We start from the raw sequence: 23,076 nt of genomic DNA, 5'->3' as shown, positions 1-23,076 counted from the left end.
GAGCCATGGAAGGGACCAATCCGGTGAACAAGAAGCTCGCGGCCGCACTGTCCGGCGGTGCGGTACTGGTGATGGCGCTGTCGGGATGCAGCAGCAGCGGCGGCGACAAGGGGCCCGACCCCAAGCTGGTCGCCTGGGCCAAGTCGGTGTGTGACGCGGTGCCCGCTCAGGACACCAAGATCAAGGCGGCGAACGCGTCGATCGCGGCCATCGCCACCAACAGCAACCTGCCGCCCAAGAGCGCCCAGAAGACCTACTCGCAGGCCTTCCAGGACATGGCCGACGGCTACAAGGCGCTCGCCGAGGCCCTCGACAGCGCCGGAGCTCCCCCCGGGATCGACGACGGCACCAAGCGGCAGCAGGACGCCGCCAAGAACCTCGCCGGTCTCTCCGCGTCGTACGCCGCCCTGAAGAAGAAGGTCGACGGGCTCGACACCAGCGACCAGGGCAAGTTCGCCCAAGGTCTCAAGGGCGTCGCCGCCACCCAGACCAAGGAGGTCGGCAAGCAGAGCGACAGCGGCACGGAGGCGCTGAAGCGGCTGGAGGAGGGCGACGTCAAGAAGGCGATGGCCGAGCAGGCCAGCTGCAAGAAGGCCGCGGCGTCGGAATCGGCATCGGCGTCGCCCGCGTCGTCGGCGGGTTGAGGCGGCCCTTCGCGCGGCGGTCCGCAAGCGGTGGCTCACGGTGGTGGCCGGTGAGCGGTGGTGCGCGGCCGTCGGCCCACGGCGGCCGGTGGCTCGCGGCCGACGAGGGGCCGGTGGCCTCGCTCACGCGGGCCCGCCCGGTACCGGCCGGCGGGCCGTGGCCGGGCCGTGTCGGTGGGGCGCGCTGAGGCCGCGTCCGGCAGGTGCCGCGGGCCACAATGGGGGGCGTGACTGATTCCGGACTCGCTTCCCTGCCCGCTTCCGACCGGACCGACATCGCCGCGCGCCTGCGGGACGCGCTGCTGGCCGCCTCCTTCACCGCCGACGGGCTGCTCGACCTGCTCGGCGCCCCCGCGTACGCGGCGCTGGCCCGCAGCGAGACCGTGCCCGCCCTGAGGGCGACCCGTGGCGACACCTCGCTGGAGACGCTCGTACGGCTGTTCCTGCTCCAGCAACCGGTGCCGTACGCGCGCGTGGCGGCCGTTCTGCCGGCCGAGGAGGCGCTTCGGGCCGGGTGGCTCACGCGCGTGGGCGGCGACGAGGTGGCCGCCACCGTGGACGTACGGCCCTACGGCGGTCCCGGCGGCGAGGACTGGTTCATCGTCTCCGACCTGGGCTGCGCGGTCGGCGGTGCGGGCGGCATCGGACAGCTGGGCCGCCAGGCGGACACAGCCGTCGTGCTGGGCGTCGGCGGCGCGTCCACGACCCTCGCCGGCATCACCGTCCGTACGCCGGTCGCGTCCGCCCTGGACCTCGGCACCGGCTCCGGCATCCAGGCGCTGCATGCCGCCCAGCACGCCACGCGCGTGACGGCGACGGACCTCAACCCACGCGCACTGCACATCACCGCGCTCACGCTCGCCCTCTCCGGCGCGCCCGCCGCGGACCTGCGCGAGGGTTCGCTCTTCGGGCCCGTCCGGGACGACGAGACCTTCGACCTGATCGTCTCCAACCCGCCCTTCGTCATCTCGCCCGGCGCCCGGCTGACGTACCGGGACGGTGGCATGGGCGGGGACGATCTGTGCCGCTCGCTCGTTCAGCAGGCGGGGGAACGGCTGAGCGAGGGCGGGTTCGCGCAGTTCCTCGCCAACTGGCAGCACGTGGCAGGGGAGGACTGGCAGGACAGACTCAGGTCATGGGTGCCGCGCGGGTGCGATGCCTGGATCGTGCAGCGCGAGGTGCAGGACGTCACACAGTACGCCGAACTGTGGCTGAGGGACGCCGGTGACCACCGCGGGGATCCGGCCGAGTACCAGGCGCGGTACGACGCCTGGCTCGACGAGTTCGAGGCGCGCAAGGTCAAGGCGGTCGGCTTCGGCTGGATCACCCTGCGCAGGACGGGTTCCGCCGAGCCCGTCGTCAGCGTGGAGGAGTGGCCCCACCCGGTCGAACAGCCCCTCGGCGACACGATTCTGGCGCACTTCGAGCGGCTCGACTATCTCCGGGAGCACGACGACGCGGCGCTGCTCGAGAGCCACTTCAGGCTCGCCGCCGAGGTGGTCCAGGAGCAGGTCGGGCTGCCCGGTGCCGAGGACCCGGAGCATGTGGTGCTGCGCCAGCACCGCGGGATGCGCCGGGCCACGAAGGTGGACACGATCGGCGCCGGATTCGCGGGCGTCTGCGACGGCACGCTGAGCGCGGGCCGCATCCTGGACGCCATCGCCCAGCTCATGAACGAGGACCCGGTGGTGCTCCGCGACCGGACCCCCGCGCAGATCCGTCTGCTGGTGGAGCAGGGCTTCCTCGAGCCGGCGCACTGAGCGAGCCGCCGGGCCGGGGCTACGACGACCGGTCCGGTGCGCGCCGGGCTACGGCCGTGGGTCCGGCGAGGCCGGGGCCGTGGGTTTGGCGCGAGGCCGGGCTACGTGGGTTTGGCGCGCGGTGGGCCCACTGTGGTTGATCCGGCGGGCGGCCGGGCCGCAGCGGCTGATTCGGCGCGCGGCCGGCCACGCTGGCTGTCTGGCGCGCGGCCGGCCACGGTGGCTGCTCCGGCGGGCCGCCGGGCCAGGGCGGCTGGGTCGCCTGCGGTATGCCGGATACCGGTGCTGTCGTAGTCGTCCCCGGATGCCTGGGCGGCACGCGTCCGGATCATCGTCGTACGCCGGTGGCACGGGCGGGAACGGACCGTCGGCCGGGGGCCGTGACGTCCGGAAGCGGACCGCCGGCGGAAGCCGGGACGCGCCGGTGTCGGGAAAACGGCTGGAAAAATATGGATGCCGGACCCGTCCCCTTGATATTCGATCACGTGTTTGAAATCACGTGGACCCTCCGTTCACCCCGATGTCGCCCGCCCGCCTCCCGCGCGTGTCACCCTCCCGGCGCTGGGCGGAGCCGGACGGCACGGAAGAGGTGGGCGGGCATGGAGAGCGGGCCGGCGATCTTCGCGGGCGTGGTGTTCGCCCTGTTCGGAGGCGCCCTGCTGGCCTGGACCGGCACCCGCCTCAGGCGCCGCGAACCGGTGGCCCACGGTGTGAACCAGGTCGCATCGGCGACCCTCGCGAGCGTGGCCGGGACGGTCGCGCTGGCCCTCGGTGTGTACTGCCTGATGCGCCTCTGACGTCGGCGGGCGTGCCGCGGCGGGAGTGCCGCGGGAGTAAGGGGAGCAGCACGCTCCGGACATGCCTCGAGTGGGTACCCGGTACTCCGGGCGGCAGGAATGGCGGTAGTCGGGTTACCGTTCGAGTGGCCGTTGTGGGCTTTTCCCGTTTGACACGGGGGCGGGATGTACCGTCACACTCCGCAGCGTCACACGTGCCAGAAGTACGCCGCGACCCCGGGAGGAAGCCCTGGGGAGGCCCCAGCGTCGACCGGAGAGAAGAGCGAAGTTGTCCCCGACCAGCGAGACCGCACAGGGCGGCCGCCGACTCGTCATCGTCGAGTCGCCTGCCAAGGCGAAGACGATCAAGGGCTACCTCGGCCCCGGCTACGTCGTCGAAGCAAGCGTCGGGCACATTCGTGACCTCCCCAACGGCGCCGCGGAGGTGCCCGAGAAGTACACCGGCGAGGTGCGCCGCCTCGGTGTGGACGTCGACCATGACTTCCAGCCGATCTATGTGATCAACGCCGACAAGAGGGCGCAGGTCAAGAAGCTCAAGGACCTGCTCAAGGAGTCCGACGAGCTCTTCCTCGCCACCGATGAGGACCGGGAGGGCGAGGCGATCGCCTGGCACCTCCAGGAGGTCCTCAAGCCGAAGATCCCGGTCAAGCGGATGGTCTTCCACGAGATCACCAAGGACGCGATCCGCGAGGCCGTGGCCAACCCGCGCCAGCTCAACCAGAAGCTGGTCGACGCCCAGGAGACCCGCCGCATCCTCGACCGCCTCTACGGCTACGAGGTCTCGCCGGTGCTGTGGAAGAAGGTCATGCCCCGGCTGTCGGCCGGCCGCGTGCAGTCCGTCGCCACGCGACTCGTCGTGGAGCGGGAACGCGAGCGGATGGCGTTTCGTTCTGCTGAGTACTGGGACCTGACGGGCACCTTCGCGACCGGCCGCGCGGGAGATCCGTCGGACCCGTCGTCGCTGGTCGCCCGCCTGCAGACCGTCGACGGCAGGCGGATCGCGCAGGGCCGCGACTTCGACTCCGTGGGACAGCTCAAGAGCGCGAACACCCTCCACCTCGACGAGGCGACCGCCCGCGCCCTCGCCGCCGCCCTGGAGAACACCCGCTTCTCCGTCCGGTCCGTCGAGTCCAAGCCGTACCGCCGCTCGCCGTACGCCCCGTTCCGTACGACGACGCTGCAGCAGGAGGCCAGCCGCAAGCTCGGCTTCGGCGCGAAGGCGACCATGCAGATCGCGCAGAAGCTGTACGAGAACGGCTACATCACGTACATGCGTACGGACTCCACGACGCTGAGCGACACCGCGATCGCCGCGGCCCGCGCCCAGGTCACGCAGCTCTACGGCGCCGACTACCTGCCCCCGCAGCCGCGTACGTACGCCGCCAAGGTCAAGAACGCCCAGGAGGCGCACGAGGCGATCCGCCCCTCGGGTGATCGTTTCCGCACCCCGGCCGAGACCGGCCTGACCGGCGACCAGTTCAAGCTCTACGAGCTGATCTGGAAGCGGACCGTCGCCTCCCAGATGAAGGACGCGACCGGCAACAGCGTGACCGTGAAGATCGGTGGCACCGCCGCCGACGGCCGGGACGTCGAGTTCAGCGCATCCGGCAAGACGATCACCTTCCACGGCTTCCTGAAGGCCTACGTCGAGGGTGCCGACGACCCGAACGCCGAGCTGGACGACCGCGAGCGCCGGCTGCCGCAGGTCGCCGAGGGCGACGCGCTGTCCGCCGAGGAGATCACGGTCGACGGCCACGCCACCAAGCCCCCGGCCCGCTACACCGAGGCCTCGCTGGTCAAGGAGCTGGAAGAGCGGGAGATCGGCCGCCCGTCGACGTACGCGTCGATCATCGGCACGATCCTCGACCGCGGCTACGTCTTCAAGAAGGGCACGGCCCTGGTGCCGTCCTTCCTGTCCTTCGCCGTGGTCAACCTCCTGGAGAAGCACTTCGGGCGGCTCGTCGACTACGACTTCACCGCCAAGATGGAGGACGACCTCGACCGCATCGCGGCCGGTCAGGCCCAGGCGGTGCCGTGGCTGAGGCGCTTCTACTTCGGCGAGGGCACGGCCACGGGCGGCGCGGCCGACGCCGGCAACGGCGACGGGGACCACCTCGGCGGCCTCAAGGAACTGGTGACCGACCTGGGCGCGATCGACGCGCGCGAGGTGTCCTCGTTCCCGGTGGGCGGCGACATCGTGCTGCGCGTCGGCCGCTACGGCCCGTACATCGAGCGCGGCGAGAAGGACACCGAGCAGCACCAGCGCGCGGACATCCCCGACGACCTGCCGCCGGACGAGCTGACGGTCGAGCTGGCCGAGGAACTGCTGGCCAAGCCCAGCGGTGAGCGCGTGCTCGGCACCGACCCGGAGCCGCCGCACCACCCGATCGTCGCCAAGGACGGCCGCTACGGCCCGTACGTCACGGAGGTCCTCCCCGAGGGCACCCCGAAGACCGGCAAGAACGCGGTCAAGCCGCGCACGGCCTCGCTCTTCAAGTCGATGTCGCTGGACACGGTGACCCTCGAGGACGCGCTGAAGCTGATGTCGCTGCCGCGGACCGTCGGCACCGATGCCGACGGCCAGGAGATCACCGCGCAGAACGGCCGCTACGGCCCGTATCTGAAGAAGGGCACGGACTCGCGCTCGCTGCAGTCCGAGGACCAGCTCTTCACGATCACGCTGGAGGAGGCGCAGGCGATCTACGCCCAGCCCAAGCAGCGTGGCCGGGCCGCCGCCAAGCCGCCGCTGAAGGAGCTGGGCGAGGACCCGGTCTCCGGCAAGCCGGTCGTGGTCAAGGACGGCCGCTTCGGGCCGTACGTCACCGACGGCGAGACCAACGCGACCCTGCGCTCCGGCGACAGCGTCGAGGCGATCACCCCGGAGCGCGGCTTCGAGCTGCTCGCCGAGAAGCGCGCGAAGGCGCCCGCCAAGAAGACCGCGAAGAAGGCTCCGGCCAAGAAGGCCGCCCCGGCGAAGAAGACCGCCGCCAAGAAGACGGCGGCGAAGAAGACGACCGCGGCCGCGAAGAAGACCACGGCGAAGAAGACGACGGCCAAGAAGGCCACGGCTTCCAAGGCGACGGCGTCCGGCTCGGAGGACTGACGCCGGCGGCTCGCAAGACCCGCTGCCGGCCGTCGCTTCGGCTTCGCAATGTGAACGCCCCGGCATCACTTTGGTGTCGGGGCGTGCGCATGCCAGGAGCGGCGGGGTGTGGTGTCGGTGGCTGCCGATAGGCTGAACGCATGACGCGAGCCGAGCAGCCAACGGCCCCCACCACCGCACCGGACGAAGCCCTGGTCGCGGACTCCCGCGAGCGCGCCGTCCGTTCCCTGCTGCGCCGACCGCAACTGCGGCGCCTGTGGAGCGCGCAGCTCGTGAGCGGCGTCGGCGACACCCTCGCCCTCCTCGTCCTGGTCGTCCTCGCCCTTCAGGCGGCGATCACCCAGGGCTCGTTCGGGGGCGGATACCGGGGCGTGGCGTTCGCAGTGGCGACGGTCTTCGCTGCGCGCGTGCTTGCCGCGCTGCTGTTCGGCGCGGTCCTCCTCGGTCCGCTGACCTCGCTCACGGCCCAGGAGGGCCCGCTCGACCGCCGCTGGACCATGGTCGGCGCCGACGGCGTGCGCGCCGCGCTGCTGATCGTCGCCCCCCTGTGGATCGACTGGACGCCGGACAACGCGCTGGCCGTCCTGCTGGTCACCGCCTTCGTCACCGGCGTCGCCGAGCGCCTGTGGACGGTGTGCCGGCAGAGCGCCGCCCCGGCCCTGCTGCCCGGCCCGCCCCCGGAGGGCGCCACCGTACGGCCGCTGCCGGACCACATGGACGCGCTGCGCCGCCTCTCGCTGCGCACCAGCTTCCTGGCCGTCCCGCTGGCGGCCGCCGCGCTGGTCGTCGCCGGTCTGCTCAACAACCTGCTGGGCACCGGCGTGGCCTGGTTCGACCAGCACCACGCGGCCCTCGGGGCGTATGTGGCGGCCGGCCTGTTCGCCGCCTCCCTGTCCGTGCTGACCTTCCTGGAGCTGCCCGAGGTGCGCACCCCGCGCGCGCGGTCGCCGCTGGAGGGCCTGCGCCGGCCGCGCACCGGCACCGGCGTCGACAAGGGCCGTACGGGCGCGATCCCGCTGCTGGTCCCGGCCTGCTCCGCGGTCGCCGGAGCCATCGCCGCGGCGGTCTCGGTGTGCGTGCTGCACGCCACCGACCTGGGCGGCGGCCCGGTCCTGTACGGCCTGCTGGTGCTGGGCCTGACCGGCGGCGTCGCCGTCGGCATCCGTACGGCCCCCGCGCTGCTGCCCTCGCTCTCGCGCCGCCGGCTGCTCGCCCTGGCGATCGCCTTCACCGGCATCGCCCTGCTGGCCGCCGGGCTGGTCCCGGACGTGACCACGGTGCTGCTGATCGTCACGGTCGCCGGCGTCACCGCGGGCGTGGCCGCGAACACCGGGCACGCCCTGCTCGACCAGGAGACCGAGGACTACCGCCGGGCCCGCGTCACCGAGCACCTGCACGCGGTCGTCCGGGTCTTCATAGCGCTCGGCGCCCTGATCGCGCCCGTGGTCGCCGGGCTCATCGGCCGGCACCGGATGGAGAACGGCAGGTTCGTCTTCGCGCACGGCGGTGCCTCCTTCACGCTGATGCTGGTCGGCGCCCTGCTGCTGCCGGTGGCGGCCCTGGTGCTCGCCAAGGTCGACGACCGCTCCGGCATCCCGCTGCGCCAGGACCTTAAGGACGCGCTGCTCGGCGGCGACGACCCGGTCGAGACACCGGCGACGAACGGCTTCTTCATCGCCCTGGAGGGCGGCGACGGCGCCGGCAAGTCCACCCAGGCCGAGGCCCTCGCCGAGTGGATCCGCGCCAAGGGCCACGAGGTCGTGCTCACCCGCGAGCCCGGGGCCACCCCGGTCGGCAAGCGGCTGCGCTCGATCCTGCTGGACGTGTCCTCGGCGGGCCTGTCCCACCGTGCGGAGGCGCTGCTGTACGCCGCCGACCGGGCCGAGCACGTCGACACCGTCGTACGCCCCGCCCTGGAGCGCGGCGCGGTGGTCGTCTCCGACCGCTACATCGACTCGTCCGTCGCCTACCAGGGCGCCGGCCGCGATCTGTCCCCGACCGAGATCGCCCGCATCAACCGCTGGGCGACCAACGGCCTGGTCCCGCATCTGACCGTCCTGCTGGACGTCTCCCCGGAGACCGCCCGCGAGCGGTTCACCGAGGCGCCGGACCGGCTGGAGTCGGAGCCGGCGGAGTTCCACGCGCGCGTGCGGTCCGGTTTCCTCACGCTGGCCGCCGCCGACCCCGGGCGCTATCTGGTCGTGGACGCCGGCCAGGAACCCGAGGCCGTCACCACGGTGATCCGGCACCGGCTCGACACCGTGCTGCCCCTGTCCGAGGCCGAGATCAAGGCCCAGGAGGAGGCGCGGAGGAAGGCCGAGGAGGAGGCCCGCCGCAAGGCCGAGGAAGAGGCCGCGCGCAAGGCCGAGGAAGAGCGCCTGGAGCGCGAGCGCCAGGAGGAGCTGGCCCGGCTGCGTGCCGAGGAGGAGGAGCGCAAGCGCCGCGAGCTGGAGGAGGCGCAGCGCCGCGAGGCCGAACGGCAGGCCGAGGAGGCCCGGCAGCGGGCGGCGGAAGCGGCCCGCCGCGCGGAGGAGGAGCGCCAGCGCCTCCTCGCCGAGGAGAAGGCGCGCGCCGAGGAGGAGGCCCGCCGCAGGGCCGAGGAGGAGCGGCGCCGCAAGCAGGCCGAGGAGGAGGCCCGGCTGCGCGCGGAAGAGGAAGCGCGGCGCCTGGAGAAGCAGCGCAAGGCCGAGGAAGCGCTGCTGCGCGCCGAGGAGGCCCGTCGGCAGGCGGCCCAGGCAGCGGCGGCGGCCGACACGGCGGCCCGCCGGTCCAGCACGCCCCTGCCCGCACCGGGCCTGGCACCGGACGCGGCGACGGTTCCCACCCCGGTGGTGTCGCCGGACGCGCGCGGCACCGAGGAGACGGTCCCGACGCCGGCCGTCCCGCCGGGCTCGGACGAGACGACCGTACTGCGTCCCGTGCGCGACGACCGGGACGCACGTGACGCCCGTGACGAGGCCGGGGACGCCGGGGAGGCGGCGCCTGCGCGGGACGACCGTGCGGCACGGCCGGCCGAGTCGGGCTCCGACACCGAGGTGACCGCCGAGCTGCCGCAGCCGCCGGTGGTTCCGGGTGCGGCGGACGAGACGGCGGTGCTTCCGCCGGTTCCGGGGGCGGCCGATGAGACGGCGGTGCTGCCGCAGGTTCCGGGGGCGGCCGACGAGACGGCCGTACTGCCGCCCGTACGGGGTGACGACCCCTCGGACCGGGTGCCGCCCGGCTTCTTCCGGGACGAGCGGCCCGCCGCGGGCCCCGACGGCTCCGAGGACCGTACGCGCGAGATGCCCCAGATCGGCGACGACGGCACGCCTCGCCGCCGGCCGCGGCCCGACTGGGCCGAGGAGACCCCGCTGGACGACCTGCCGTCGCTGACGGACGAGCTGCTGGGCTCGTACGACGAGCGGGACGACGGCGACCACGACCAGGAACAAGGCCGCAGGGGCCGCGGCCGGGGCCGGCGCGGCTGACGACCGGCCCTGGCGGGCACAGGCACAGGCACAGGCACAGGGCGGCGCCGGTCGGAGCAGCGACCGGCGCCGCCCCGCGTTGTCAGTGCCCGCCCGCACAATGGAGGCAAGGAACGCGGAGTGTGACGGAAGGGCGGCGTGACCCATGACCGTATGGGACGACCTCGTCGGGCAGGAGAAGGTGAGCGCGGTGCTCGACGCGGCCGCGCGGGACGCCGACGCCCTCGTCACGGCCGTCGCGGCCGACGAGCCGCTGCCCGAGGCCTCGAAGATGACGCACGCCTGGCTGTTCACGGGCCCGCCCGGAGCGGGCCGGAACCAGACGGCCAGGGCCTTCGCCGCCGCCCTGCAGTGCGTGAGCCCCGACCGCGCACTCGGCGGAACCCCCGGCTGCGGCTTCTGCGACGGCTGCCACACCGCCCTGCTCGGCACCCACGCGGACGTCACCACGGTCGCCGCCGTCGGCTCCGAGATCCTGGTGAGGGACATGCGGGATACGGTCCGCAAGTCGTTCACCTCCCCGGCGAACGGCCGCTGGCAGATCATCCTGGTCGAAGATGCCGAGCGGCTGAACGAGAAGTCGGCGAACGCCGTCCTCAAGGCCGTCGAGGAGCCCGCCCCCCGCACGGTCTGGCTGCTGTGCGCCCCCTCCGTCGAGGACGTCCTGCCCACGATCCGCTCCCGCTGCCGCCACCTGAACCTGCGCACACCCTCCGTGGACGCGGTCGCCGACATGCTCGTCCGGCGCGACGGCATCGAACCCGAGGTCGCGGCGGCGGCGGCCCGCGCCACCCAGGGACATGTCGACCGGGCCCGCCGCCTGGCCACCGACCCCGCGGCCCGCGAGCGCCGCGCCGCCGTGCTCAAGCTGCCGCTGCGCCTCGACGAGGTCGGCGCCTGCCTCAAGGCCGCCCAGCAACTGGTCGACGCCGCCGCCGAGGACGCCAAGCAACTCGCCGAGGAGATGGACGGCAAGGAGTCCGAGGAGATGAAGGCGGCGCTGGGCGCGGCCCAGGGCGGCCGGCTGCCGCGCGGCACGGCGGGCGTGATGAAGGACCTGGAGGACATGCAGAAGCGCCGCAGAACCCGCACGCAGCGCGACAGCCTCGACGTCGCCCTCGGCGACCTCACCGCCTTCTACCGCGACGTCCTCGCCCTCCAGCTCGGCTCCCGCGTGGCGATCGCCAACGCCGACGCCGAGGACGCCCTGGAGCGGCTGGCGCGCGGCAGCGTCCCGGAGTCCACGCTCCGCCGCATCGAGGCGATCGCCGCGTGCCGCGAGGCCCTCGACCGCAACGTGGCCCCGCTGCTGGCAGTGGAGGCGATGACGATGGCACTGCGGGCGGGCTGACCACGTCGCGGCGCCGCTGGACCGGCCGGGGACGGGCCGACCACGTCACGCGGCGGGCGCCGGTCGGCCCCGTGAAGGCCCCTGGCACTCCGGAACACCCAGCCACCCCCGCCATCTCTCCTCGGAGGCGCGGATGTCCCTCCTCTGGCCGTCCCCCTGGCTACCCCTGGCCGCCCCGGCACTCCTCGGAGCCACATATGTCCCCCGTACGAGCCATAATCCACACCCTCCGCTCTCACCTCGTCGCACAGCGTTACGCTCGCCAGATGCAGACCAGGCTCTCCCTCCGCCGGATCCGGAGCACCCGCACCCGGACGACGGCCCGCCTCACGGCCACTCTTCTCACGGCCGCCGCCCTGCTCGTGTCCGCCTGCTCCTCCGGGAGCTCGACCACGTCGGCCGGTGCGACGGATGCCGTGCTGGCCGCGCTGCCGCGTGCGACGCCGTCGGCCCTGTCGTCTTACTACGCACAGAAGCTGCACTGGCGCAGCTGCGGTGTGCCCGGCTTCCAGTGCGCGACGATGAAGGCCCCGCTGGACTACGCCAACCCCGGCGCGGGTGACGTCCGGCTCGCCGTCGCCCGCAAGAAGGCGACCGGCAAGGGCAAACCGCTCGGTTCGCTGCTGGTCAACCCGGGCGGTCCGGGCGGCTCGGCGGTCGGCTACCTCGAGAGCTATGCGGGTGTCGGCTACCCCGCCGATGTCCGCGCCCGCTACGACATGGTCGCGGTGGACCCACGGGGCGTGGCCCGCAGCGAGCCCGTCGAATGCCTCGACGGCCGCCAGATGGACGTATACACGCAGACGGACCTGACGCCCGACGACCAGAAGGAGCGGAACGCGCTGGTCACAGCGGACAAGAAGTTCGCGGAGAGCTGCGGGGCGCACTCGGCGCGGCTGCTGCGGCACGTCTCCACGGTCGAGGCGGCCCGGGACATGGACATCCTGCGGGCGGCGCTGGGTGATCCGAAACTGAACTACGTGGGGGCGTCGTACGGCACGTTCCTCGGGGCGACGTACGCCGGGCTGTTCCCCGGCCGGGTCGGCCGGATGGTCCTGGACGGCGCGATGGACCCCTCCCTGAACGCACGGCAGATGAACCTGGACCAGACGGCCGGCTTCGAGACGGCGTTCCAGGCCTTCGCGAAGGACTGCGTACGGCACTCCGACTGCCCGCTCGGCACCAAGGGCACGACCCCCGCGCAGGTCGGCGACCATCTCGAGGCGTTCTTCCGGAAGCTGGACGCGCACCCGATCCCCGCGGGCGCCGCGGACCGCCGCAAGCTGGGCGAGCCGCTGGCCACGACCGGGGTCATCGCGGCGATGTACGACCAGGGCAGCTGGGAGCAGCTGCGCGAGGCGCTGACCTCGGCGATGAAGAAGAACGACGGCGCGGGCCTGCTCGCGCTCTCCGACAGCTACTACGAACGTGACGGAAGCGGCCACTACACCAACCTCATGATGGCCAACGCCGCCGTGAACTGCCTGGACCTGCCGCCGGCCTTCACCGGCCCCGAGCAGGTCCAGAAGGCGCTGCCCGCCTTCGAGAAGGCGTCCCCGGTCTTCGGCGAAGGCCTGGCCTGGGCCGCGCTGAACTGCGCGTACTGGCCGGTGAAGGCCACGGGCGAGCCGCACCGCATCGAGGCGAGGGGGGCGGCACCGATCGTGGTGGTCGGCACCACCCGGGACCCGGCGACCCCCTACCGCTGGGCCCGGTCCCTGGCCCGCCAGCTCTCCTCCGGCCGCCTCCTGACCTACGTCGGTGACGGCCACACCGCCTACGGCCGTGGCAGCAGGTGCATCGACACGACGATCAACACCTACCTGCTCCGCGGCACCTCGCCGACCGCGGAGAAGCGCTGCTCATAACCGCCGCCGCCCGCCCCGGAGTCCTGGCCTCCGGGGCGTGGTCGGAGCACTCCTGGAAACTGTGTAGACTTACCGACGTTGCCGATCGCACCATAGTGCGGACGGCGCGCCGCCTTAGCTCAGATGGCCAGAGCAACGCACTCGTAATGCGTAGGTCTCGGGTTCGAATCCCGAAGGCGGCTCGGACAAGAACCCCAGGTCGCAGTAGTCGACCTGGGGTTCTTTGCGTGCGCGATGGGTCTACTCGGCTCCGGTGGCCTTGCGGAGCTGGTCCGCTCGGTCGGTGCGTTCCCAGGCGAAGTCCGGGAGTTCGCGGCCGAAGTGGCCGTACGCGGCGGTCTGGGCGTAGATCGGGCGCAGCAGGTCCAGGTCGCGGATGATCGCGGCCGGGCGGAGGTCGAAGACCTTGGTGACCGCCGCCTGGATGGTGAGCACGTCGACCGTCTCGGTGCCGAAGGTCTCCACGAACAGGCCGACCGGCTCGGCCTTGCCGATCGCGTACGCGACCTGCACCTCGCAGCGCCGGGCCAGCCCGGCCGCCACGATGTTCTTCGCCACCCAGCGCATCGCGTAGGCCGCGGAGCGGTCCACCTTGGACGGGTCCTTGCCGGAGAAGGCGCCGCCGCCGTGGCGGGCCATGCCGCCGTAGGTGTCGATGATGATCTTGCGGCCGGTCAGGCCGGCGTCACCCATCGGGCCGCCGATCTCGAAGCGGCCGGTCGGGTTCACGAGAAGGCGGTAGCCCTCGGTGTCCAGGGTGATGCCGTCCTCGGCCAGCCGCCTGAGCTCCGGCTTCACCACGAACTCCTGGATGTCCGGGGTCAGCAGCGAGTCCAGGTCGATGTCGGAGGCGTGCTGCGAGGAGACGACCACCGTGTCCAGGCGGACGGCCCGGTCGCCGTCGTACTCGATGGTCACCTGGGTCTTGCCGTCCGGGCGCAGGTAGGGGACGGTCCCGTTCTTGCGCACCTCGGTCAGGCGGCGGGACAGCCGGTGGGCCAGGGTGATCGGCAGCGGCATCAGCTCCGGGGTGTCGTCGCAGGCGTAGCCGAACATCAGGCCCTGGTCGCCGGCGCCCTGCCGGTCCAGTTCGTCCCCGTCCGCGTCCGCGGCGGCGCCCTCGACCCGGGCTTCGTACGCCGTGTCCACGCCCTGCGCGATGTCCGGCGACTGGGAGCCGATCGACACCGAGATGCCGCAGGAGGTGCCGTCGAAGCCCTTCTTCGACGAGTCGTAGCCGATCTCCAGGATCTTGTCCCGGACGAGCTGGGCGATCGGCGCGTACGCCTTGGTGGTGACCTCACCGGCCACGTGCACCAGGCCGGTGGTGATCAGCGTCTCGACCGCGACGCGTGAGGTGGGGTCCTCCTTCAGCAGCGCGTCGAGGATGGTGTCGCTGATCTGGTCAGCGATCTTGTCGGGGTGGCCCTCGGTCACGGACTCCGAGGTGAACAGGCGGCGTGACACGGATCGCGATCCTCTCGCTCGGTGATCAGTACTGGCTGCGCTTGTTCTCGTGCACGGCGGACCACTCGGGGCGGCCACCGCGGGTGCACGGCTGCCGTTCAGTGATCCCGGGACCCGGGCGGCCCCTCGGAAGGAGCCGCCCGGGTCCGTCGAGCGAGGCTCAGGTGGCACCGCCGTCGACGGTGATGACCTGGCCGGTGACCCAGCGACCGCCGTCGCCGGCGAGGAAGGAGATCACATCGGCGATGTCCTGCGGGGTGCCGAGACGCTGGAACGGAGAGGCGGCGGCCATCGCCTCCTGGCGCTGCGGCGGAGCCTGGCTGAACATGCCGGGGACGGTCGGCCCGACCCGCAGCGAGTTCACCGTGATGCCGCGCGGGCCGAGTTCCTTGGCGGCGACCCGGCCGAAGGCCTCCAGGGCGGCCTTGCTCGCCGCGTAGGCACCGGAACCCGGGATCGTCTCGGCGACCTGGGTGGACGAGATGTTGATCACCCGGCCGCCGTCGGCCAGCCGGCGCGCGGCCTCCCGCAGCACGTTGAGCGCACCGCGCACGTTGACGGCGAAGACCTTGTCGAAGACGTCGTCGGTCAGGTCGGCGAGGGGCCGGGGGATCATCGTCCCGGCGTTGTTGACCACGATATCCACCTGGCCGAACTGCCGTACGGCGTCCGCGAAGAGCGCGGCGACCTGGTCGGCGTCGGTGACATCGGCGCGCAGCGCCACGGCGGTGCCGCCCGCGGCCTCGATCTCCGCCACCAGCTCCTTGGCGGCGTCCGCGGCGCTGCGGTAGGCCACGACGACCCGGTGGCCGCCCGCGGCGAGCGTCCTGGCCACGGTGGAGCCGATGCCGCCGGCTCCGCCGGTGACCAGCGCGGTGCTGCCGGTCGGATGCTCGATGCTCATGTGTTCCTCTCGGTCGTCCTGCTGCTGTCGGTCGCGGCAGCGGCGAGCAGCCGGTCCGCGACCCAGTCGGCCGCCTGCTGGGTGCAGGCGTCGATCACGTTGAGGCACACGTGTGCCTCCCGCTCGTGCACAACGAGTTGGTGGTTCCCGCTCCAGGCCGTGTCCACCTCGGTGAGGGCGGCCAACGGGAAGATGTCGTCCAGCGCGCCGTGCACGCTCAGCACCGGGACGGCGGCCGGAACGGCGGGGTCGAGCGCCAGCTCGTCCAGCCGGGCCTGGAGACCGGCGTCGGGGGCGGCCGTCCGGTCCAGCCCGCCGGTGAGCGCGAAGCGGAAGTCGTCCTTGAGACGGCGGGGCAGTCCGGCGAACGGCGCCACCCGGGGCCCGCCCGAGAGGTTGACCACGCAGCGGAACGCGGAGCCGGGCTGCTGGGCGACGCGCAGCGCGAGGTACCCGCCGAAGCTGACGCCGAGGAAGGCCAGCCGCTCGCCGTCGATCTCCGGGGCGGGCCGCAGCACTTCGTCCACCAGGCGCGCCACCACCTGCTCCATGTCGATGCGCAGCGGAGTCTGTCCGACGTTGACCCCTTGGCCCGGCCCGTCGAAGAGCAGGGCGGCGATCCCGCGCTCCAGGTACGCCTCGGCGAGGGAGAGCGGTTCGACCTCGGTGACCGAGTCCAGACCGTTGGAGAGCACCACGCACGGCAGGGGCGAGGCGGCCGGGCTCGGGGGCAGCAGCAGGGTGTAGGGGACGGGGCCGTCGGGGGAGGGCAGCTCGCCGTGGCGGGTCCGCAGGTCGGTGCCGGTGAGGCTGTCGCGGGTGAGGTCGCGGATCCGCCGGCGCAGGGCGCGTTTGGTCCCGGCGTCGTCGAAGTACATGAACTCGGCCCAGTGGTAGCAGGCGGCGGCGCCGCGCAGCGCGCGCGAGCGCGAGGCCGGGGTGCGGGCGGCCTCGGCGAGCCGCTCGTGACGCTCGGCCTGGGCCTGCCAGCGATGGCGCCACTCGTCCCAGAACGCGGCCGAACCGAGATCGAACCCCTCCCCGGGAAAGCCGTCCAGCGCCAGGGCGATGTCGCCCCAGTGGACCTGCGGCGCGTAACGGGAGTTGAGGAACAGCAGCCGCGGCAGGAAGTACCCGGCGGCAGCGAACAGTTCCTGCGGCACACGGGGCGGGCGGGGGCGGGCGGGCGTGGTGGGCGTGGTGGGCGCGGTGTTCGCTTGGGCCGACGAGGCCGACGAGGCCGACGAGGCCGACGGGGCCGACGGGGCCGACGAGGCCGACGGGGCCGACGGGGCCGACGGGGCCGTGGGGCGTACGACGTCCTGGGCCGGTGGGGTCGCCGGGGCGGCGGTCACCGGGTGCGTGGCCTCCTGGACCAGTGGGATCAGCGTGTCGGGGGTCACCGTGCGGACGACCTCCTGTTTGCGGATCTTGTCGTTGGCGCTCTTGGGGAAGGGGGCCGGGCGGGTGTGCAGCAGGTCGGGCCACTTCTCGGGGCTGAGTACGGCGGCGAGCCCGCCGGTCACGAGGTCGCGGATCTCCGCGAGGGGTTTGTGGGCGAGCGGCCCGGACAGGCACGCGGTGGGACGTCGCGTCAGGGGCTCGTCCCGCGCGGGGATGCCGACCAGCACCGCCTCGTCGACGCCGGGCACCTCGGCGAGGACGGCCTCCACCTCCTCGGGGTAGATCCGGTGCCCGTTGGCGCTCATCAGGCAGCTGTCCGCCCTGCCCTTGAGGACCAGGTCGCCGTCGGGGCTGAAGGCGCCGAGGTCTCCGGTGTGCAGCCAGGTGCCGGGCGGGGTCACCCGGTCCGTCGTCACGTCGTAGTACCCCTCCATGACGGCGCTGCCGCGCAGCAGGATCTCGCCGACCCCCTCGGCGTGGCCGGTGACCGGGCCGAGCCTGACCTCCAGCGTGTCGTCGGGCCGGCCCACGTTGTAGGTGTGGCGCCGGTAGCGGCCCTCCCGGTGCCCGGTCTCGTCCAGCCAGCAGAACGGGCCGTAGGTCTCGCTCAGCCCGTAGCCCTGCACCCAGTCGCAGGGCATCAGCCGGCGCGAACGCTCCAGCAGCGCGCGCGGCATGGCGGCGGCGCCGTACGCGACGACGCGCAGGCTGGACAGGTCCGCGCCGGAGCCTTCCGCGCCCGCGGCGAAGCGGTCGAGGGCGATCGGGCGCAGCATGATGTGGGTGGCCCGGTGCGCGGCCACCTGGGCGGGCCAGTCGGCGAGTTCGCGACCGCGGGGGAAGATCAGGACGGCGCCGTGCAGCAGCGCGCCGAAGGAGAAGATCACTCCGGTGGTGTTGTTGAGCAGGCCGGACATGAAGACGCGGGAGTCCGCGTCGAATTGCAGCCGGGACGAGACACTGGCCACCCGGCGGCAGACCAGTTCCTCGGAGATGCTGATGGCCTTGGGGGCGCCCGTGGTGCCGCTGGTGAACAGCACGAGGAAGTTGCGGACCGGCTCGGGGTGTTCGATGCGCAGCGGCGGGTCGTCGCTGTGCCCCCCGGCCGGTGACCCGGTGCCGGACTCGGGCCGCAGCCGTATCAACGGCACGCCGGCGGACCGCAGTTCGTCCGCGGCGGCGGTGTCGCGCTTCAGGTGGACGACGGCGTCGGGGCGCGCGGTGTCGATGATGGTGCGCCACTCCGCGACGGCGGCGGCCGCCAGGTTGTAGGGCAGCAGCACGCGCAGGCCGAGCGTGCCGGCCGCCGCCAGGAAGAACATGCCGGCGGGGTCGTGGTCGAGCAGGGCCAGGACGCGGTGGCCGGGACCGAGGCCCGCCGCGCGCAGCCGCGCCGCACAGCGCGCGACCGCTGCCACGGCCTGCTGCCGGGTGTGGTTTCCGTGCGCCCCGGTGATGACCGGCGCGCCGTCCGGGCGCCCGTCGGGGCGGAGCAACATGGAGATCAGCTTGCCGGGGTGGGCGCCGGTGTCCTGCGGGTGACTCACGACAACACGCTCCTGCGATGCGAGGTACGGCCCCGCGCCCGGTCCTGGGCGCGGGGCCGGCGGGAAGGGCTCAGTCGTTGCCGACGATGTCCGCCGCGCTGTGCAGCGACTCGGCGACCCCGCGCTGGAGGCCCGGCCAGATCTCCTTGCCGAAGAAGCCGACGGCGTCGTGCTCGACCTCCGCCACCACCTCGTGGGTGATCTTCGCCCGCGCGCCGACCTGCTCCATCCGGTGGTAGGTGCGGATGACGCCGAAGGGCGCCGTCACCTCGTCGGAGAACTCCTCGCCCTGGGTGACGGTCTTGATCACGGCCTCGATCGGCTCGCCACCGTGCGGGTGCAGGGTGAAGGTGTTGCCGGCCTTGAAGTTGCCGTGCAACTGGCTGCTCTCCAGGCCGTCGTCCCAGGCCTTCCAGTTGTTGACGTCGACCCACAGGGCCCAGATGTCGTGGAGCTTGGCGTCCACGGTGACCGTGGCCGAGGCGGTGAACTGCTGGCGGTCGGACATGTCGGTGTCTCCTATGCGATGGCGATGGCGGTGGCCCGGTCCGGCTCCTCCGCCTCGACGGGGGCCGCGGGAGCCGCGGGGGCCAGGGGGAAGAAGGTCTCGTGCGGCTCGCCGAGCCAGTGCGCACGCGGGTGCGCGCCGACCTCGACCATGACGCCGTTCAGCGACCAGTTGGGCTGGTCCAGCGAGTCGGTGTCGCCCCAGAAGGCGGGGTTGAAGAACTCGAGGATGACGTTGGTGTGCCAGATCAGGCCCAGCCTGGTGAGCTTCATCCGGTCCTCGGTGAGCTCGATCAGGCCCTTGCGGAGCAGGCGCTCGATCTCGTCGGCGAAGTCCTCGCGGAACTCGGTGCCGAACTTGCTCCGGTAGAAGTCGTACTCGATCTCGTAGTAGAGCAGGGCGAAGATGACGTACCGCTCGCGCTGCACGCGCGGGGACAGCTCGTCGGTGATGGTGCTGACCAGGATGTCGCCGCTCTCGACGGTCTCGACGTACTTCTCGACGTCGGTCTCGGTGCCGAACCGGTAGCCGTCGAAGTAGCTGTAGGAACCGGGGCCGACAGCGAGGGTGTCGACGTACACCTTCCAGTTCCAGTAGTTGTACTGGTTCTCCTGCCCTTCCTTGCAGAAGTGGTCGACCATGTACATCTTGTAGCCGACCGACTCGGCGATCTCGAGCGCCTCCCGGTACATGGCCTTCACCATCGGGCCCTCGGGGTCCTTGGGCCGCTCGATCTTGCCCTTGGAGATCAGCTTCGCCTGGATGGTGTCGCTGTGGATCCGGTACAGGTAGATCGTGAAGTGCGGGATGTCCAGCGAGGCGAGGGTCTCCAGGTCGCGCCGCCACACGTCCAGGGTGTGGCCGGGCATGTTGAACATCAGGTCGAGCTGGATGTTGAAGAAGCCGCGGGTCTGGAACTCCTTGATGACGCGGATGCTGTCGTCGGCGGCGTGCGGGGAGCCGATGATGCCGAGCACCTCCGGCTGGAAGGACTGCACGCCCAGGCTGATGCGGTTGATGTGGGAGGAGACGACGTAGTCGATCTTCTCCTCGTCGTAGTCGCGGGCGTTGCCCTCGAGGGTGAACTCGGCGTCCTCGGCGACCTCGAAGAGTTCGTAGACGGTGTCGACGATGCGCTTGAGGTTGCGGGTCTTCAGGATGCTGCCGGTGCCGCCGCCGATGTAGATGTTGCGCAGCAGCCCGGTGGCGAACCGCTGGTAGGAACCCCAGCGGCGCAGGTCGGCGATCAGGGCGTCGACGTAGCGCTCCTCGCGGCCGCGGGTGTCCTTCTCGGACAGCAGGCTGGCGAAGTACGGGCAGGACTTGCAGCGGGTCCGGCAGAACGGGATGCCGATGTACAGGGTGAAGTCCCCGCCCTCGCGCTGGAGGTCGCAGTGGCTCTCCAGCCACTCACGGCCGCTGTCCTGAATCCGGTGCATCCCCGGGGGGTAGAGGATGAACGGCAGGTAGCACTTGTTGGGGTACGGGTCACCCTGCACGGCGCCGCCTGCTTCGGGTATCTCCAGCGCGGTCATACGGTGCTCCTCGGTGGTCTCGGGGTTGCTCGGTACCGCAGGGCTACTCTCGGCGAGGCGGCTCGAGCCGGGGTGGAAGGTGCGTCGCGCGGTCGTCGCGCCGCCGGCGGAGGCTCGCTCGACCACCGCTCGAGCGCGGTGGCCGAAGCTGGGGCAGTTACGCGATCTGATGATGGAGAGGGCCATGACCTCGCAGCTCAGCCACTCGACGGTGCTTCATCTGCCGGCCCGGCCGCCCTTCGACTTCACCAAGTCCCTGGGCTTTTTGACGTCCTTTCCGACCATGTCGGGGGAGCACGGGGTGCAGGGCCAGGCCATCACCCGGGCGGTGCGGGAGGGCGGCCGGCTGGTCGCCGCCGTGCTGTCCGGCGCCGGGCCGGACGAGGGGCCGGGACTGCGCTGTGAACTGCGCTCCGACACGGCGTTGAACGAGGAGGAGAAGGCGGCGGTGGCCGACCGGCTGTCGTTCTTCCTCGGCCTGGACGACGATCTGGAGGAGTTCTACGCCAAGGCCCGCGGCGACGACCCGTTCCGGCCCGTGCTGGAGCGGCTGTACGGCTACCACCAGGTCAAGTTCCCGTCGCCGTTCGAGATGCTGTGCTGGGCGATCCTGGCGCAGCGGGTGCCGATGCCGGTCGCCCGCAAGATGAAGCAGGCCCTCCTCGAGCGGTGCGGCAACCGGCTGGTGGTCGACGGGGAGGAGCACTGGGCCTTCCCCGAGGTGGACCAGCTGCTGCCGCTGAGCGAGGCCGAGTTGCTGACGCTGGTCGGCAACCAGCGCAAGGCGGGCTACCTGTACGCGCTGTTCCGGCACTGGGTGGACATCGACGAGCAGTTCCTGCGCACCGGGGACTACGAGAAGGTCCGGGAACGGCTGCTGGCGATCCCCGGGGTGGGACCGTGGTCGGCCTCGTTCGTGCTGATCCGCGGGCTCGGCCGGATGGAGCACCTGAGCGCCGACAAGGAGATGCTGCGGGCGGCGGCCCGGGTGTACGGCCGGGTGCTCGGCGAGGCCGAGTTCGCCGGGTTGGCGGATCGGTACGCCGAGCAGCGCGGTTACTGGGGTCACTACTTGCGGGTGGCCGGCTGAGGGCTGGCGGCCTGGGTCAGGACGAGGGCGGCGGCAGCGAAGACCGCGCCCAGGGCGGCGAGGCAGCAGGCGGACAGAGTGATGCTGCGGGCGGCGGCCCGGGTGTACGGCCGGGTGCTCGGCGAGGCCGAGTTCGCCGGGTTGGCGGATCGGTACGCCGAGCGGCGCGGTTACTGGGGTCACTACTTGCGGGTGGCCGGCTGAGGGCTGGCGGCCCGGGTCAGGACGAGGGCGGCGGCAGCGAAGACCGCGCCCAGGGCGGCGAGGCACCAGAAGGCGGGACGGAAGCTCGCCGCACCGCCCGTGAGGCCGCCCAGCACGGCGACCAGCAGGGCCGAGCCGACGGCGCCGCCCAGCCGCAGGAAGATGTTGATCACGGTCACGGCGTCCGGCATCTCGGCCGGGTTGATGCTGACATACGCGGCGGTGGAGGGCGGGACGACCGAGAGCGCGTTGGCCACGCCCAGCACGAACAGGCACACCTGAAGCGCGGCCAGCGGCGCTCGGTCGTCCAGCAGCGCGGGCGGGACGGCGGCGGCCACGGTGAGCAGGGCGCCCGCCAGCGCGACCGGACCGCCGCCGAAGCGTTCGGCCAGGCGGCCGGAGAGCGGAACCAGCGCGGCACCGACGGCGAACGCCAGCATCGCCAGACCCGAGTCGATCACGCCGTAGCCCCGCACCGCCTGGAAGTACAGCGCCCAGATGACCAGGGCTCCGTACTGGACGGCACCGGCGCAGAAGCTCGAAGCGGAGGCCGCCGCGAACACCGGGCCGCGGAACAGACCCAGGTTGAGCAGCGGCCGGCCGCCGGCCCGCAGGCTGCGCACCGCGAAGACGGCGAGCAGCAGCGCGCCCACCGCCAGCGGTGCGTAGCAGGAGGCGAACGTCCGGGTGTCCGGCTGCCCGGCCTGGCTGATCGCCCAGGTCACCGCGGGCAGGCCGACGCCGATCAGCGCGAAGCCGCCGGTGTCGAAGCGCTGCCCGTCCGCCGCGGCCCGCGGGGTGTCGCGCGGCAGCAGCCGAAGGCCCAGCCAGAGTCCCAGGGCACCCACCGGGAGGTTCACCAGGAACAGCCAGGGCCAGGAGATGTGGGCGATGAGCAGCCCGCCCGCGATCGGCCCGAGCGCGGGCGCCAGTACCAGGGCGGCGCCGGCCGCGCTCATCACCCGGCCGATCAGCTCCCGCCCGGCGACCTGCACGATCACGGTCTGCCCGACGGGCAGCAGCAGCCCGCCGGCGATGCCCTGCACCGCGCGGAAGACGATGAGCGCCTCGATGGAGGGCGCGACCGCGCACAGCAGCGACGCGACGGTGAAGGCGCCCAGCGACCACAGCCACAGCCGTGACGCGCCGATCCGCCGGGTGGCCCAGCCGCACAGCGGCAGCCCCATCACCAGGGCCAGCAGATAGGCGCTGACGATCCACTGCGCGGTGCGCAGCGTGGTGTGCAGATCGGCTGTGATCGTGGCCAGCCCGATGTTGACCAGGGCGCCGTCCAGCTGCGCCATGAAGGCGCCGACCACCACCACGGTGGCGGCCTGCCGGACCGGCCGCGGGATGGGTTCCCGCTTCGGTGGTCGCCCGGCCTGCTGTGCTGCGGGCCGGCCGATCGCGGTTCCTGCCATCTCCGT

The 23,076-nt window shown here is 72.5% G+C and carries 15 protein-coding genes and 1 tRNA gene; 10 read left to right on the top strand and 6 right to left on the bottom strand.

Annotation, left to right across the window (positions count from 1 at the left end):
- The first annotated feature begins 23 nt into the window (after positions 1-23).
- The 8 genes from BFF78_RS19445 to BFF78_RS19410 all read left to right on the top strand — a co-directional run bounded on the left by BFF78_RS19445 (position 24) and on the right by BFF78_RS19410 (position 13,172).
- Positions 24-644: a small secreted protein gene (locus tag BFF78_RS19445; RefSeq protein WP_069779533.1), complete on the top strand. Its 621-nt coding sequence runs from the start codon at positions 24-26 to the stop codon at positions 642-644.
- Positions 645-862: 218 nt separating this feature from the next.
- Positions 863-2,404, top strand: coding sequence for a DUF7059 domain-containing protein (locus tag BFF78_RS19440; protein WP_193433496.1), 1,542 nt, complete (start codon positions 863-865; stop codon positions 2,402-2,404).
- 599 nt (positions 2,405-3,003) lie between these two features.
- On the top strand, positions 3,004-3,201 hold the full coding sequence (locus tag BFF78_RS19435; protein ID WP_069779532.1) for a hypothetical protein: 198 nt from the start codon (positions 3,004-3,006) through the stop codon (positions 3,199-3,201).
- A 268-nt stretch (positions 3,202-3,469) separates the two neighbouring features.
- Positions 3,470-6,304 carry a type I DNA topoisomerase gene (gene topA, locus BFF78_RS19430; protein WP_069779531.1) on the top strand — a complete coding sequence of 945 codons (2,835 nt, stop codon included), beginning with the start codon at positions 3,470-3,472 and terminating at the stop codon, positions 6,302-6,304.
- Between the two features lie 140 nt (positions 6,305-6,444).
- Positions 6,445-9,771 carry a dTMP kinase gene (gene tmk, locus BFF78_RS19425; protein WP_069779530.1) on the top strand — a complete coding sequence of 1,109 codons (3,327 nt, stop codon included), beginning with the start codon at positions 6,445-6,447 and terminating at the stop codon, positions 9,769-9,771.
- A 145-nt stretch (positions 9,772-9,916) separates the two neighbouring features.
- Positions 9,917-11,122, top strand: a complete 1,206-nt coding sequence (locus tag BFF78_RS19420) for a DNA polymerase III subunit delta' (protein WP_069779529.1) — start codon at positions 9,917-9,919, stop codon at positions 11,120-11,122.
- 266 nt (positions 11,123-11,388) lie between these two features.
- Entirely contained in the window at positions 11,389-12,990 is a 1,602-nt protein-coding gene (locus BFF78_RS19415; protein ID WP_069779528.1) for an alpha/beta hydrolase, read from the top strand.
- Positions 12,991-13,098: 108 nt separating this feature from the next.
- A tRNA-Thr gene (locus tag BFF78_RS19410) sits at positions 13,099-13,172 on the top strand.
- 58 nt (positions 13,173-13,230) lie between these two features.
- Here the strand turns inward: BFF78_RS19410 and metK are convergent.
- From metK to BFF78_RS19385, 5 genes are all read right to left on the bottom strand, one after another.
- Complete coding sequence (gene metK / locus BFF78_RS19405; RefSeq protein ID WP_069779527.1) at positions 13,231-14,457, bottom strand: methionine adenosyltransferase; 1,227 nt, start codon at positions 14,455-14,457, stop codon at positions 13,231-13,233.
- Positions 14,458-14,617: 160 nt separating this feature from the next.
- Complete coding sequence (locus BFF78_RS19400; protein WP_069779526.1) at positions 14,618-15,361, bottom strand: SDR family oxidoreductase; 744 nt, start codon at positions 15,359-15,361, stop codon at positions 14,618-14,620.
- Positions 15,358-18,312, bottom strand: a complete 2,955-nt coding sequence (locus BFF78_RS45500; RefSeq protein ID WP_107440874.1) for an AMP-binding protein — start codon at positions 18,310-18,312, stop codon at positions 15,358-15,360. Before BFF78_RS45500 ends, BFF78_RS19400 begins: the two co-directional genes overlap by 4 nt.
- Before the next feature lie 70 nt (positions 18,313-18,382).
- Complete coding sequence (locus tag BFF78_RS19390; RefSeq protein WP_069779525.1) at positions 18,383-18,820, bottom strand: SRPBCC family protein; 438 nt, start codon at positions 18,818-18,820, stop codon at positions 18,383-18,385.
- An 11-nt stretch (positions 18,821-18,831) separates the two neighbouring features.
- Positions 18,832-20,481 (bottom strand): coproporphyrinogen-III oxidase family protein, encoded by a 1,650-nt coding sequence (locus BFF78_RS19385; RefSeq protein ID WP_159033027.1) that lies wholly within the window; start codon positions 20,479-20,481, stop codon positions 18,832-18,834.
- Between the two features lie 58 nt (positions 20,482-20,539).
- On the opposite strand from BFF78_RS19385, the gene BFF78_RS19380 reads away from it, so the two are divergent.
- Positions 20,540-21,445, top strand: coding sequence for a DNA-3-methyladenine glycosylase family protein (locus BFF78_RS19380; protein ID WP_069779523.1), 906 nt, complete (start codon positions 20,540-20,542; stop codon positions 21,443-21,445).
- An 81-nt stretch (positions 21,446-21,526) separates the two neighbouring features.
- A complete protein-coding gene (locus BFF78_RS49360) occupies positions 21,527-21,649 on the top strand; it encodes a hypothetical protein (RefSeq protein ID WP_257786874.1) in 123 nt (40 codons plus the stop codon).
- On the opposite strand, the gene BFF78_RS19375 is transcribed toward BFF78_RS49360, so the two are convergent.
- Positions 21,628-23,070 carry a DHA2 family efflux MFS transporter permease subunit gene (locus tag BFF78_RS19375; RefSeq protein WP_079161384.1) on the bottom strand — a complete coding sequence of 481 codons (1,443 nt, stop codon included), beginning with the start codon at positions 23,068-23,070 and terminating at the stop codon, positions 21,628-21,630. The two genes, BFF78_RS49360 and BFF78_RS19375, sit on opposite strands and share 22 nt — an antisense overlap.
- Positions 23,071-23,076 lie beyond the last annotated feature (6 nt).

This window comes from Streptomyces fodineus, from assembly GCF_001735805.1.
GTDB lineage: Bacteria > Actinomycetota > Actinomycetes > Streptomycetales > Streptomycetaceae > Streptomyces > Streptomyces fodineus.
Note: the sequence above shows the minus strand (reverse complement) of the source record. Positions and strands in the feature narration are given on the sequence as shown.

Bases quoted from the DNA above. Each gene is read 5' to 3' on its own strand.
- BFF78_RS19380 (WP_069779523.1), top strand. From the start codon at position 20,540: ATGACCTCGCAGCTCAGCCACTCGACGGTGCTTCATCTGCCGGCCCGG.
- BFF78_RS49360 (WP_257786874.1), top strand. From the start codon at position 21,527: ATGCTGCGGGCGGCGGCCCGGGTGTACGGCCGGGTGCTCGGCGAGGCC.
- BFF78_RS19390 (WP_069779525.1), bottom strand. From the start codon at position 18,820: ATGTCCGACCGCCAGCAGTTCACCGCCTCGGCCACGGTCACCGTGGAC.
- BFF78_RS19415 (WP_069779528.1), top strand. From the start codon at position 11,389: ATGCAGACCAGGCTCTCCCTCCGCCGGATCCGGAGCACCCGCACCCGG.
- BFF78_RS19420 (WP_069779529.1), top strand. From the start codon at position 9,917: ATGACCGTATGGGACGACCTCGTCGGGCAGGAGAAGGTGAGCGCGGTG.
- BFF78_RS19400 (WP_069779526.1), bottom strand. From the start codon at position 15,361: ATGAGCATCGAGCATCCGACCGGCAGCACCGCGCTGGTCACCGGCGGA.
- BFF78_RS19375 (WP_079161384.1), bottom strand. From the start codon at position 23,070: ATGGCAGGAACCGCGATCGGCCGGCCCGCAGCACAGCAGGCCGGGCGA.
- BFF78_RS19435 (WP_069779532.1), top strand. From the start codon at position 3,004: ATGGAGAGCGGGCCGGCGATCTTCGCGGGCGTGGTGTTCGCCCTGTTC.
- tmk (WP_069779530.1), top strand. From the start codon at position 6,445: ATGACGCGAGCCGAGCAGCCAACGGCCCCCACCACCGCACCGGACGAA.
- BFF78_RS19440 (WP_193433496.1), top strand. From the start codon at position 863: ATGGGGGGCGTGACTGATTCCGGACTCGCTTCCCTGCCCGCTTCCGAC.